General features: G+C 38.2%; 16 protein-coding genes. 2 read left to right on the top strand and 14 right to left on the bottom strand.

What is annotated here, in order from left to right:
• Window positions 1-47: 47 nt before the first annotated feature.
• On the bottom strand, window positions 48-443 hold the full coding sequence (locus PB01_RS03490) for a single-stranded DNA-binding protein (RefSeq protein ID WP_151698901.1): 396 nt from the start codon (window positions 441-443) through the stop codon (window positions 48-50).
• Between the two features lie 285 nt (window positions 444-728).
• Here PB01_RS03490 and PB01_RS03485 point away from each other — a divergent pair, with 285 nt between their 5' ends.
• The gene (locus tag PB01_RS03485) at window positions 729-1,160 is read left to right on the top strand and encodes a YwpF family protein (RefSeq protein ID WP_151698900.1); all 432 of its coding nucleotides are present in this window, start codon (window positions 729-731) and stop codon (window positions 1,158-1,160) included.
• A 60-nt stretch (window positions 1,161-1,220) separates the two neighbouring features.
• Here PB01_RS03485 and PB01_RS03480 read toward each other — a convergent pair whose 3' ends face one another.
• The 9 genes from PB01_RS03480 to spoIID all read right to left on the bottom strand — a co-directional run bounded on the left by PB01_RS03480 (window position 1,221) and on the right by spoIID (window position 7,807).
• Entirely contained in the window at window positions 1,221-1,598 is a 378-nt protein-coding gene (locus PB01_RS03480; RefSeq protein ID WP_151698899.1) for a hypothetical protein, read from the bottom strand.
• A gap of 157 nt (window positions 1,599-1,755) precedes the next feature.
• Window positions 1,756-2,196, bottom strand: coding sequence for a 3-hydroxyacyl-ACP dehydratase FabZ (gene fabZ, locus PB01_RS03475; RefSeq protein WP_151698898.1), 441 nt, complete (start codon window positions 2,194-2,196; stop codon window positions 1,756-1,758).
• 21 nt (window positions 2,197-2,217) lie between these two features.
• A complete protein-coding gene (locus tag PB01_RS03470; protein ID WP_151698897.1) occupies window positions 2,218-2,478 on the bottom strand; it encodes a DNA-directed RNA polymerase subunit beta in 261 nt (86 codons plus the stop codon).
• A gap of 24 nt (window positions 2,479-2,502) precedes the next feature.
• The gene (locus PB01_RS03465; protein WP_151698896.1) at window positions 2,503-3,342 is read right to left on the bottom strand and encodes a flagellar hook-basal body protein; all 840 of its coding nucleotides are present in this window, start codon (window positions 3,340-3,342) and stop codon (window positions 2,503-2,505) included.
• Window positions 3,343-3,616: 274 nt separating this feature from the next.
• On the bottom strand, window positions 3,617-4,456 hold the full coding sequence (locus PB01_RS03460) for a flagellar hook-basal body protein (RefSeq protein ID WP_151698895.1): 840 nt from the start codon (window positions 4,454-4,456) through the stop codon (window positions 3,617-3,619).
• 82 nt (window positions 4,457-4,538) lie between these two features.
• On the bottom strand, window positions 4,539-5,531 hold the full coding sequence (mreB, locus tag PB01_RS03455; RefSeq protein ID WP_151698894.1) for a rod shape-determining protein: 993 nt from the start codon (window positions 5,529-5,531) through the stop codon (window positions 4,539-4,541).
• 268 nt (window positions 5,532-5,799) lie between these two features.
• A complete protein-coding gene (locus PB01_RS03450) occupies window positions 5,800-6,075 on the bottom strand; it encodes a sporulation transcriptional regulator SpoIIID (protein WP_053590508.1) in 276 nt (91 codons plus the stop codon).
• Between the two features lie 69 nt (window positions 6,076-6,144).
• Window positions 6,145-6,795: a peptidoglycan DD-metalloendopeptidase family protein gene (locus PB01_RS03445; RefSeq protein ID WP_151701946.1), complete on the bottom strand. Its 651-nt coding sequence runs from the start codon at window positions 6,793-6,795 to the stop codon at window positions 6,145-6,147.
• Window positions 6,796-6,805: 10 nt separating this feature from the next.
• A complete protein-coding gene (gene spoIID, locus PB01_RS03440) occupies window positions 6,806-7,807 on the bottom strand; it encodes a stage II sporulation protein D (RefSeq protein ID WP_225986152.1) in 1,002 nt (333 codons plus the stop codon).
• A 312-nt stretch (window positions 7,808-8,119) separates the two neighbouring features.
• Here spoIID and PB01_RS03435 point away from each other — a divergent pair, with 312 nt between their 5' ends.
• Window positions 8,120-9,118: a nuclease-related domain-containing protein gene (locus PB01_RS03435; protein WP_151698893.1), complete on the top strand. Its 999-nt coding sequence runs from the start codon at window positions 8,120-8,122 to the stop codon at window positions 9,116-9,118.
• A gap of 155 nt (window positions 9,119-9,273) precedes the next feature.
• On the opposite strand, the gene murA is transcribed toward PB01_RS03435, so the two are convergent.
• The 4 genes from murA to atpD all read right to left on the bottom strand — a co-directional run bounded on the left by murA (window position 9,274) and on the right by atpD (window position 13,138).
• Window positions 9,274-10,569, bottom strand: coding sequence for a UDP-N-acetylglucosamine 1-carboxyvinyltransferase (gene murA, locus PB01_RS03430; protein ID WP_151698892.1), 1,296 nt, complete (start codon window positions 10,567-10,569; stop codon window positions 9,274-9,276).
• A 325-nt stretch (window positions 10,570-10,894) separates the two neighbouring features.
• Complete coding sequence (locus tag PB01_RS03425; protein ID WP_151698891.1) at window positions 10,895-11,131, bottom strand: DUF1146 family protein; 237 nt, start codon at window positions 11,129-11,131, stop codon at window positions 10,895-10,897.
• Window positions 11,132-11,293: 162 nt separating this feature from the next.
• Window positions 11,294-11,698, bottom strand: coding sequence for a F0F1 ATP synthase subunit epsilon (locus tag PB01_RS03420; RefSeq protein WP_151698890.1), 405 nt, complete (start codon window positions 11,696-11,698; stop codon window positions 11,294-11,296).
• 24 nt (window positions 11,699-11,722) lie between these two features.
• Entirely contained in the window at window positions 11,723-13,138 is a 1,416-nt protein-coding gene (gene atpD / locus PB01_RS03415; protein ID WP_151698889.1) for a F0F1 ATP synthase subunit beta, read from the bottom strand.
• Window positions 13,139-13,144 lie beyond the last annotated feature (6 nt).

Here is a 13,144-nt window from a genome sequence, read left to right as displayed (position 1 = left end):
GTTTTTTCTCTTGTAAATCAGCGGTTTTATTGCGGTCTGCTAAGTATTTATACTGGAAGTTGATTTGATTGTGATGTTGGAAATTCGAAGTCTGTTTCTACTTTCTTCTGTTCTTGCTTGTCTTCTTTTTCGTCTCGTTTCTTTGTAACTAAAAATCGGATGTCCTCCACAACTACCTCTGTTACGAATACTCTCGTTCCCTCTCCTTTCTCATATGACCTCGTATTTAGCCTACCTGTAATCCCGACAAGTGAGCCTTTCCCACAATATTTTACAGTTGTTTCTGCGAGCTTTCCCCAAATCGTGCATAGCACAAAGTCCGCTTCATCCGTTTTGTATCCTTTACTTACGGCGATTACAAAACTGGTTTGCAATCTTCCCTCCGTTAAATATTTGAGTTGTGGAGCTTTTGTCATTCGTCCGATTAATGAAACTGTGTTCACCGTTTCACCTCCTTTTCTTTGATTACAACCATCATATAGGTATACGAAAATGTTAGCAAAAGTCGAAAAAGTAATTTTAAGCTCCTTTTATTCATGAAAATGAAGTTGTTTGCCTCGCATTTTTTGGCAAATCCTGTATATTCAACGTTTTGCAAAATCAAAAATGGAAATTTGGTATTTTTTCAAAAAAAGTTAACTTGCTACTTCCTCCCTATGAATCGACACAACCTAATTTCTTCTTATGTTATAATAAATTTAATGAATTCCTTCTGAAGGAGAATGTAGATGAAAACATTTAAGATGATGTCGGTTGATATTATTCGTGATCAAGAGATTTATCCTATTTCAATTGAAGATGGCATTGTGATCAATCAAGAAAACATAAGTCGTTCCTGGATATTAGAGCTTTTTGTTGATAAAAAATATGAGGCGCTTTTTAAAGGTTTCCAGTCCTCAAATGAAATAATAAGTGCAAAAGTTGTTATTTCATATCCTGAAAATGAACCTGCACATTTTGAAGTAGTAACTTATTCAGTAAAGGAAATTGGTCAGCATATTTCAGTTTTGCTAAAAGGAACTTTAAAACGGTTAAGAAGAAAATATGCAGAGTCATTGCTTTCCGAATTAATAGAAGATGGTTTTACTGGAGAAGAACTCTTAGCAAAATTTGAACATGATATGAAAACAAGACCTACCCTAAAAAAAGATCAGAACTAAAAAAAGGCTGACTCAAAAGTTTTTTCTTTGAGTCAGCCTTTTCATTATATTTTCTAATTGTTACTTTGTTTTAACTTTCACATCTTCTTTGATAACATCTGTGTTAGGTACAGTTGTTTCATTCATCACTTCGCCGTCCGGAACCACATTTGGTCCCACATTGTTAACACCCTTGTTACCATTTACGCCATTCATACCATTTGTGCCATTCGTTCCATTCATACCATTCGTGTCATTTGTACCATTCATTCCTTTATTGTAAGTTCCAGGAGATGGTGTATTCACTTCTGGCGTAGTTAGGTTTGGATTGACTCGGTCTACACCCTCACGAATGTCTTGCATTGGTGTTTCATTTTTGGTAGGAACTGTTTTGTTAGTATTACATCCAACTAATAAAAAAGAACACATCACCACTGCAGGAACGGCTTTTTTCCACATAAAAAAATTCCTCCTTTCTTGGATATCTTCATCACACGTATGTGACTTACGATAGGTTGTCCAGGAAAGGAAAGAAATATCCTATGGCAAATATGCCTGTTTTTTCAATTAAAAAATGAAAGAAGCATATCCTCGAACTTACTGAGGAATACTATTATTATTCTTGTTCTACAACGGGACCTAACGCGAAAAGGATATCCGCTTCACAAACAAGTTCTCCATCTACCGTAGCAACACCATGTCCCTTGCCCATTGCGCCTCGTAATTTGGTAAGTTCTACTTCTAGTTTTAATTGATCGCCTGGTTTGACTTGGCGTTTAAATCGGCAATTGTCGATCCCTGTAAAGAAAGCAAGTCTTCCTTTATTTCCAGGTATTTGCAGAACTGCTACTGCTCCAACTTGTGCTAAAGCTTCTACAATTAATACTCCCGGCATTACTGGATATCCTGGGAAATGCCCATTAAAAAAATCTTCATTAATGGTAACATTTTTTAATCCTACTGCTCGTTTTCCTTCTTCTACTTCAAGAATTCGATCTATCATTAAAAATGGATAACGATGAGGTAAAAGTGCTTGAACTTGTTCTGTTGTTAACATGGTCTTCCCTCCGATATTTCCCTACTTACCGTTTTTAATATCTAGAATATGCTGATATGTCTCCCATTTTAGTGCATCTTTTGCAGTGCCACTGCCTATTACACCGTATCCAACCATTAGACCAGCAACTGCTGCACCAAAAAAAAGTGCGATAATTAATAGTATACGCAGCCAAATAGGGAACATGCGTATTTGCACCCAATAGGTTTTTTTCGATTTAACTTTTTTTGCCTGTTCCAATTTTCGTTGTCGTCTGCCAGAAATACTTGTTTCTTCTGTCATACACTTAACTCCTTACTAGGAAAATTATCTAATTCCATTAATCAGACCCATCATTTGGTCTGCTAGCGTTATAGATCTTGCGTTAAACTGATACGAACGTTGTGCCGTCATTAACTCGGTCATTTCTTTTGAAATATCTACATTTGACATTTCTAATAGTTGGTTTGCAACAGCGATGTCACCACGATCGGCACCTTGTAGGTTCATCATAACGTCTTGTTCATTTACACCTAACTCCGCCAAATTAGTTGGCAACTTAATATACGTACCTGATAAGTGCTCCATTAGCTGTGGCTTTTGTAAAACGGAAACCGCTAATTCTTTTTTGACAGTGGAACCGTCCGGATACGTAGCAGTTAATATGCCAGCTTCATTGACAGAGAAGCTTGAAACGTTGTCTGGTATCGTAATTGCTTGTCCCGCAGAATCCGCGACTGGATAGCCTTCTCCAGTTACAAGCATTAAGCTACCATTTTCCATCGGTGAAACATAAAAAGAACCTTGACGTGTATATGCTGTTTGTTGCCCATTTTCACCATCTGGCATTAATATATTAAAATATTGTTTTGGTTCCTGGAAAGCGAAATCTAAATCACGTCCAGTAGATTGCAAGCTCCCCTGTTTCCAATTCATGGTCGTTTGTGCTAATGATGCGCCGACGCCATAACGAATACCTGTAGGAGATTGACGCTCTACTTTATCCAATTTGTCATTATTAAATTGTTGATAAAGTAGCTCTTGAAATTTTACATCCTTCGCTTTATAGCCATTCGTATTAGAGTTCGCCAGATTATTCCCGATTATATCTAACTGACTCTGAAGTTGCGACATTGTATTAGTAGCAGTAATCATTGTACGTAACATTCAAGAAGCCTCTTTTCTTTAAAGATTAAGAAAGTATATGCATTTCTACTAAGTAACTGTCCAGACTCCATCGCCTAGCCCCTTGGGTCAAATCTGAAAAAGCTGCTCCTGCGCTAGCTCGTCGCAAACAAGAGCGTTTGTGGTGGCTGGGGAGCTGCCTCCTGGGCCCGATGCGGGTCATGTCTGCTTTGCCACAGGATGTGGCGAACTTTGCAGACCTACACTTTCCCCATTTGCCTGTCAGGGCAGACATAGGTGCTTGCGCTTTTCTTTTTTAGTTTACTCGTCCTACTTCGTTTACCGCTTTTTGCATGCTTTGGTCGTATGCTTGCAGAATTTTTTGGTTTGCTTCAAAAGCTCTGTACGCCGTAAGTAGATCCGTCATGGTTCTCGCAGAATCGACATTTGAACGCTCGATATATCCTTGTTGCATCGAAAAACGAACGTTTGCTGAATTGTAGGCGGAAGGCAAATTTGCACCATCTGCAGTTCTAAATAATCCATTATCCTGTTTCATCAATGCTTCAGGCTGTGCGGCAAATGAAACCCCTATTTGTGCAACCACTTGATCATTTGCATAAATTTGACCATCGCTTGCTACTCGAAAATCATCATTTTGAAGCTGGATACGCTGTCCATTTGCATCAAGGACGAATAACCCTTGCGCATTCGTTAAAAAGCCTCCAGGGTCCAATGTGAAGCTACCATTACGAGTGTATGCTTCACCATCTACTGGATGTTGCAAGCGATAAAATATAGCACCGGTCTGCCCAGTTTGTGCGTCTTTCGGTAATTCACTATCAATTAATGCAATATCTGTATTTAGTTCGGTTTCCTGAAGCTGTCCTTGTTCCAATAAAGCAATCGTCTCTTGCATGTAAACACCCGTTCCAAGTGCTCCAACACCAGTTGCATTCTTTCCTTTGATGGGCGTCTCAGTAGGAATATTTGATGGTCCAAGTTTGGATAAAAACATTTCTGGAAATGATCTAATCACCGACTGATCTGCTTTATAACCAGGTGTATTGGCATTTGCCATATTATTTGTCAGTAATTCCGTTCTACGCTGTTGTGCAATCATGCCGGATGCAACTGTATGAAATCCACGAAACATTAGGAGGCCTCCATTCTCTTGTCATTCTGCCTTTGCTTCTGCGCAAGCTAGTAGCAGAATAACTTCTTCATTACTTTTCTATCTATCTTCTGGAGATTTTATCAATATTATCTAACATCAATCCTGTTCCAATTGCGACACAATCCATTGGATTTTCCGCTACAAATACCGGTACTTTTAATTCTTCCACAAGAAGTTGATCCATCCCATGTAAAAGTGCGCCACCACCTGTGATAATAACCCCGCGATCAATAATATCAGCAGATAATTCTGGCGGTGTTTTTTCTAAAACATTTTTTGCAGCTTGTACAATAACAGCTACTGACTCGCGCAATGCTTTTTCAATTTCTTCCGAATGTATCGTAATAGTTCTAGGAAGACCTGTAACCATATCGCGTCCTCGAATATCCATCTCTTCATGTCGGCTATTTGGAAATACAGTCCCAATTTCAATTTTAATATTTTCCGCAGTTCGTTCGCCAATTAAAAGCTTGTACTCTCTTTTAATATATTGAAGGATGTCATTATCAAAAACATCTCCTGCAATTTTAATAGATTCAGAAGTAACAATATCTCCCATAGAAAGAACAGCTACATCTGTAGTACCTCCTCCGATATCAACGACCATATTACCGCTTGGTTGAAAAATATCCATTCCAGCACCGATTGCTGCAACTTTTGGTTCCTCTTCCAAATACACTTTTTTGCCGCCTGATTTTTCCGCTGCTTCTCTTATCGCTTTTTGTTCTACGCTTGTAATATTTGTAGGACAGCATATTAATATGCGAGGTTTGGATAAAAATCCTTTAACGTTTAATTTATTAATAAAGTGTTTAAGCATTGCTTCCGTTACATCGAAATCTGCAATTACTCCATCTTTTAGGGGTCGAATTGCCACAATATTACCTGGCGTCCTACCAACCATTTGGCGTGCTTCCTCACCTACCGCAAGCACCCTATTAGTATTTTTATCTATCGCAACGACGGATGGTTCATTTAAAACAATCCCTTTACCTTTTACATGAATTAATACGTTCGCAGTGCCTAAGTCAATTCCTATATCTTTCGCAAACATTAACTGCGTTTCTCCTTCCCTGTTAAACCCATTTTATATGTATATTTCGATACGTCTCTAACTTATAATTTTATCATAGTTTTGGAATAAATACACTTTTTTTATTGACAAAGTAACCGCTTTCTAGCACAGATAATAGTGAGCTATGGAAGGAGATGTCTGTTCGAGAATAGTTGGATTTTACCCGCGACCAAATCTACTGGACCCGAGACCACACCGACTTATTAGATCTCAGTAAACGGAGCACACAGAAAAAAGCCGTGATTCGTTACAAATCACGACCTTTCCCATCTTCCTTTTTAGTTTTCCATTTTCGTTTCGTTGCTTCTCCACCTCGCAAATGCCTGACCGATTTATGATACGCAAGAATTTCTTTTACTTCTTTTGCTAATTGCGGATCTACTAAATGGAGTCTTTCCGTCAAATCCTTATGAACTGTGCTTTTAGAATGACCGGTTGTGCTCGCGATGGCACGGACAGTTTTCTTAGTTTCAATAACCATTTCACCAAGACGTATGCATCTATGACGTATCGTTTCGTGCACTAACTCTTCCTTTCGTTAGTAAAGGAACACTTTTCATCACTTTATGCATACGTATAGGTTTTTATGAATTTAAAACGCTAGTTTTGATTCCGGATTAATCAGAACGCCGTCTTCTAAAACTTCAAATTCCAAGTGAACACCTGCAGTTGGATTCCATTCACTTTCAGAAGATGTTGCTAGTGCTTGTCCTTGCTCCACTACATCCCCAACTTTTACTAGAATGCCAGTGACAGAACGATATTTTGTTTGCATACCATTTGCATGGGATAAGACGATTTCATCTCCTTCAAACGGGTCTAAATTTACTTCTTCTACTTTCCCACTCATGGCAGCTATTACTTCGAATGGTTCACCTTTCATCGACAAAGATACGCCCGTACTTGTTCTGTATTGTTGATTGAACACAAGTATGGATTTTTCCCGTGTCGCTTCATCAGCTTCCATATCATAAAAGTGCTGTACAACTTCGATGCTATTTTGCAGTGTCTCTTTGAAAGGATACTTCATGGACTCCGCTAGAGCGTTGGTCTGGATGGTCACTTTATCGGGATCTCCAGCATTTTTCCATTCTCCTGCCGTGTCGGAGTTTACATACACGTTGTAACCCCAAATCATTCCAACAAATGCTACCGAAAACCCAACATAAATTAATGGCCAAAACCACGGCTTTTTCGGATTTTTATTCTTCTGAGAAGGCTTGTTCGATTGTTCTTCTCTCATTTTCATCACCTCAATTGCTATTCTTTGCATTTGTAGGAGATTTTAAACATGTTGAAAATATTTTTATTTCTGTTCCTTTGTAATAATGAAGTAAAATGTCGTGAGCCCTTACAGAATCATGCGCCAATACCTCTGCGCCATATTGACTCATACCAACACCATGCCCATATCCGACCGTTTCTACAACCACTTTATCACGCTGAAAGGAAACCGTGAAATCGGTGGAAGGTAGTCCAAGTAATGCACGTACTTCTCTACCGGACCATGTTTTGCCGATCATTTGAATAGACTTAATTCGGTTAGAATCCGTTTTTGTTACTTGAAACGTTTTTGCCATGCTTTCTGACCATTTCAATCCAAAAGCATTTGCCCATTCTTTATTTGTAAATTCGAATTGTTTTTTAACATTTGGTGAAAAGAGTTCTTCCGATTGGCTAGGTACTGAAACTAAATAAGGAATTGCATTACCACTATAGCTTTCTGCACTTTCCGTTTGTCCATTACTCGTGGAAAAGAACATCGCCGTGATTAGTTGGTCTTTATAGACAATAATTTCTCCTTCAGTAGATGCGACAATACGTTGGAGTTTATCTTCATATTCGTCGAAGGAGGCCCCCCATTTTTTCCTTCGATCTTCTTTGCTTACATAGACTTGCTTTTGCACCGTTTTAGATATAGCCTTTTCTCCGTAATTTGTTTCTCGCAACACATAGGTCCGTGCAGCTATTGATTGTGCCTTTAATGCTTCCTCATGGAACGAAATTGGCATCTCCGCAGCTACGACTCCTAAAACATATGTTTCGAGAGGAATTTTCTCTAGTTCCCCTTTCACTTCGATTAGTATTGGACATTCGATTTCAAAATCTAACTCCAACTTAGGTGCTGGTTTTGCTTCATGCTTATCTTTGATTAATAAAAACGGTAAGAACAAGAGTCCGATGCAAATTAATAATAAGAGAATGTTTAGTTTCATAGAGGTACTATATGCAGTTGGTTGAGGGAAAATGAACAAGCGTTATAAGACTCGTTCTGGTTAGAGGAAATATTATCTATAAAATAACGTAATATGTATAAGGGAGACCAATTCAATTAGGAAAGCAACTAATTCATCATCGAAAGCGACCAAATGGCGAATCAAAGCAACTAAAAACTTCTAAGAGCAACCAATTTATTTTTCAAACTACCAAAATAGAATTTCGAAGCCTTTTTATTGTCCAAAATACGTTTTTGAGACTAATTTCAAGTAAAATACAGTTCAAAAATGGAATTTTGGTGATTTCTATCTATCAATAAAAATATGATACACTTTGCGTGAGGTGACATAATGATAGCAAAAAAATATTCAGCTTCCCTTCACGTAAAAGCACTACATACTCTTCATAAACGGATGCCGAGAAACCATCCAAAATATGTAATGATTAAAGATGAATACTATCAAAAATTAAATGGTGAAATTGGAGAAGAAGTTGTGATGAAAGTATTTGAGCAATTGAAATTGCCCTATAAGTTCTATGTTTTTCATAATATTTCTTTATACGCCGAATCGCTTTTTCAGATTGATGTTTTATTAATTACTCCGTACTATGCATTCGTTTTCGAAGTGAAAAATATTAAGGGAGAAATTGTTTTCACGGATCAGCAATTGACAAGAACACTGGAAACAAACAAAACTGACTCATATGAAAGTCCAGTACTACAGTTAGCAGAGTATGAATATCAATTGAATCAAATTTTTAAAGCTACTGGTATCAATTTACCCATTCACGGAGCTGTCGTGTTCGCGTTTGCCACAAGTAATATTAAAGTTCCCCCAACAAATAAAACCTTATTGTTTCGTAGAGGTATCAAACCTTATTTAAGAAGCATACAAACCAACTCTCCCATTCTAAACGAAGCCAAACTGGATAACTTAAAGGAATATCTGCTTAAAGCAAACATCGATTTCCAGCCATTTCCTTTGACCGAACACTACGAAATAAACCCGGATTCCATTCGCAATGGAGTAGAATGTAGAAATTGTGGATTAGTTGGAATGAAAAAAGTAATTCGCAACTGGTATTGCCCATCATGCAAAGCTACTCAAAGAAATGCACATGAAGCTGCGCTTGTAGATTATTTCCTAGTATGTAAAAACACGATCTCTAATCAGGAATGTCAAAAATTCTTAAATCTGAACAATAAACATGAAGCAACAAAAATATTAAAAAGTCCTCTCCTAATAAAAACTGGACAATCTCGTAACAGTAAATACACCATTAAAGAAATTAGTATTCAGAGGAAAAAAACGGCAAAGGGAAATCAATTTACTTGGGAAAGCAACTAACTTTAGCATGAAAGCAACTAACTGGCAGATGAGAGCAATCAATTCAACAACGTAAGCAACCAAATGCATTTTTTGCACCTGTCAAGAGAAAATGTATATTAAATTGTCCGCAAAAAAGCACCATGCATGTATGAATGCATAGTGCTTTACATATATTATACGAGTTGAATTGTTCTCTCTGGGCTTTCGTTTCCGATACGTTCAATATCAGCGCCTAGAGCTGCGAGTTTTTTGTCGAAGTCGACGTAGCCGCGGTCTAAATGATATAGTTCGGTTACTCGTGTTATTCCTTCTGCTACGAGACCAGCAATAATAAGGGCTGCCGCTGCACGTAAATCAGTTGCTGCAACTTCTGCGCCTTGTAGATTAGAAGGTGAGTCCATAATTACAGAACGTCCCTCGATCTTCATGTTACCGTTCATGCGTCGGAATTCTTCTACATGCATAAAGCGGTTCTCAAATACTGTTTCCGTAATGATACCTGTTCCTTGTGCTGTCATCATTAATGCCATCATTTGAGATTGCATATCTGTTGGGAAACCAGGATGTGGCATCGTTTTAATGTCCACTGATTTAAGCTGACCTGAAGAGCGTACACGAATACCATGATTTTCTTCTGACACTTCTATACCCATTTCTTGCATTTTGGAAATAAGCGCAGTCATATGTTCAGGGACTGCATTTTCAATGAGCACGTCACCCTTAGTAATTGCCGCTGCAACCATGAATGTGCCAGCTTCAATACGATCTGGGATTATATGATGTTCAGTGCCATGAAGTTCAGTTACACCTTCAATGCGAATTGTGTCGGTACCAGCACCTTTTACTTTTCCGCCCATTTCATTGATGAAGTTTGCTAAATCAACAATTTCCGGTTCTTTTGCAGCATTTTCGATAGTTGTAATTCCTACTGCAAGGGCTGCTGCTGTCATAATGTTTTCCGTAGCGCCAACACTTGGTACGTCTAGATAAATTTTAGCACCCTGTAAACGTCCATTTGTTTTAGCTTCTACAAAACCATGTCCGAACGAAATTTCTGCACCCATCGCTTCAAAACCTTTTAAATGCTGATCAATTGGACGAGATCCAATTGCGCAACCACCTGGTAATGCAACACGAGCAAAACCATTTCTCGCTAAAATGGGACCCATTACTAGTATGGATGCACGCATTTTTCGCACATACTCAAATTGTGCTTCACTAGAGAGTCTTTCTTGTGAATCAATTATTACTTCATTAAGTTCAGGATTATATTCAACTTTCGTATTTAAGCTTTTTAATACTTCATTTATTGTCAAAACGTCTGCAAGTGTTGGCACGTCTTTTATAACATTTACTCCCTTGGTTGCAAGCAAAGCTGCAGCAAGTACTGGCAGTACTGCATTTTTCGCACCTTCTACTCGCACATTGCCTTTTAAAGTTTGACCGCCTTTAACAACGATTTTATCCACTTCTTTCCCTCCGCGTTCTTTATCCTCATTTGCTTTTATATAAATGAAATATGTATGATGTCATTATTAGAAATTCAAAACAATATACATCATACAACGGATTTCGCGTATATACAAGCATCTAAAACACTATTTTTACTCGTAAATTTGATATTTTTTATTGCTATAGTATACGTAACACCCTGTCTTTTCGTGTAGATAATATTAAATTACCCTAGTGCGTTTCACATAAACCTATTCGACAAAATATTTCCCAGGAAATTTGAGGAGATTCTACATGCTCATACAAACTTCTCCATTATTTGCATGAGCATATAGAATCCTTTTAATTAAACAGATATTGTAACTGATTAGACCAAGCTGTTAAATTTAAGAAAAAATTCGCTACTGTCGAACCGAGAAGAATGCTAGCTAATATATAGAATAACTGTGCTTGGAAGACTCGATTTTTTTTAATAACTTTTTCAATCATAATTGCTTGAAGTGCATAAAAAGATATACCGATAAAAAAGACATTGGCTAAAATCGCAATTATTGCCTGCTCTCCATTTAATAAACCCATTTTTATCCTCCTTCACAATTCTAGTAAACCTTTCTTACATGCTAAAAACGGACAGAACTAGTTCTGTCCGTTTTTTTTTCATGTAAATCAAATTCACCTTGGCGAAATCGAAAGCGTCCGCTCAAGACTATAACTTTACTCTGCCATGAAAAATAAAGTTAATTAAATGTTACCCTCATAAACGTTGATACGATTCATCGCACGTTTCAAGGCAAGTTCAGCACGACTAAAATCAGTTGAACCTTGCTTACTTTGAAGACGTTCTTCTGCACGTTTCATCGCTTCTTTTGCACGAGTTAGATCGATAGTTGAAGCAACTTCAGATGATTGAGCTAAGATCGAAACCTTTTCAGGACGAACTTCAATAAAACCACCGTTGACTGCTGCATACTCTGTTTTACCATCTTTTTTCAACTTAATTGCACCGATTACAAGAGGTGCAACCATTGGAATATGGCCAGGTAAAATACCGATTTCACCAGATGCTGTTTTAGCGATCATCATGTCTACTTCAGAATCGTATACCGGGCCGTCGGGAGTGACAATATTGACTGTAAGTGTCTTCATATTTTTACCTCCTGGTCCGATTTATTATACTTCTACGCCCATGCTTTTCGCTTTTTCAATAACTTCTTCAATGCGTCCAACTAAACGGAAAGCATCTTCAGGAAGATGGTCATATTTACCTTCAAGAATTTGTTTGAATCCTTGAACTGTTTCTTTAACAGGAACGTATGAACCTTTTTGACCAGTAAATTGTTCTGCAACATGGAAGTTTTGAGATAAGTAGAACTGAATACGACGAGCACGGTTTACCGTTAACTTGTCTTCGTCTCCTAATTCATCCATACCTAAGATTGCAATGATATCTTGAAGCTCTCTGTAGCGTTGTAATGTGTATTGCACTTGACGTGCTACATCATAATGCTCTTTTCCTACGATTTCTGGAGAAAGCGCACGAGAAGAAGAAGCTAAAGGATCCACAGCTGGGTAGATACCCATCTCAGATAATTTACGTTCTAAGTTAGTTGTCGCATCTAAGTGAGCGAAAGTTGTAGCAGGAGCTGGATCCGTATAGTCATCGGCTGGTACATAAATCGCTTGGATCGATGTTACAGAACCAGTGTTAGTTGACGTGATACGCTCTTGTAATTGACCCATTTCTGTAGCAAGTGTAGGTTGGTAACCTGCTGCTGATGGCATACGACCTAAAAGAGCCGAAACCTCAGAACCTGCTTGTGTGAAACGGAAGATATTATCAATGAATAAAAGTACGTCTGCACCTTGTTCATCACGGAAATATTCAGCCATCGTAAGACCAGATAAAGCTACACGCATACGTGCACCAGGTGGCTCATTCATTTGTCCGAATACCATTGCTGTTTTCTTAATAACGCCAGAATCGCTCATCTCGTGGAATAAGTCATTTCCTTCACGTGTACGCTCACCAACACCAGCGAATACGGAAATACCACCGTGTTCTTGTGCAATGTTGTTGATAAGTTCTTGGATAAGAACTGTTTTACCTACACCAGCGCCACCAAATAGACCGATTTTACCACCTTTAATATATGGAGCAAGAAGGTCTACTACTTTGATACCCGTTTCAAGGATTTCAATTTCAGTTGAAAGGTTTTCAAATGTTGGAGCTTGACGGTGAATTGGGTCACGACGCTCACCCGCTGGAATCTCTTCTCCTAAGTCGATAACTTCTCCTAGTACGTTGAATACACGTCCTAATGTAACGTCACCAACTGGAACAGAAATTGCTGTACCAGCATCTATTACCTCTGTACCACGCTTAAGGCCGTCAGTAGATGCCATTGCAATAGTACGAACAGAGTCATCTCCTAAGTGTAGAGCTACTTCTAATGTTAATGTAGTAGGCGCTTCATTTGGACGTTGAATCGCTACTGTTAATGCATTATAGATAGCTGGCAATTGGCCATTGTTAAACTTAACGTCAACAACTGGACCCATTACTTGTAGTACTTGTCCTTTGTTCACTGCTGT

The sequence above is a fragment of the Psychrobacillus glaciei genome (genome assembly GCF_008973485.1).
GTDB lineage: Bacteria > Bacillota > Bacilli > Bacillales_A > Planococcaceae > Psychrobacillus > Psychrobacillus glaciei.
Note: the sequence above shows the minus strand (reverse complement) of the source record. Positions and strands in the feature narration are given on the sequence as shown.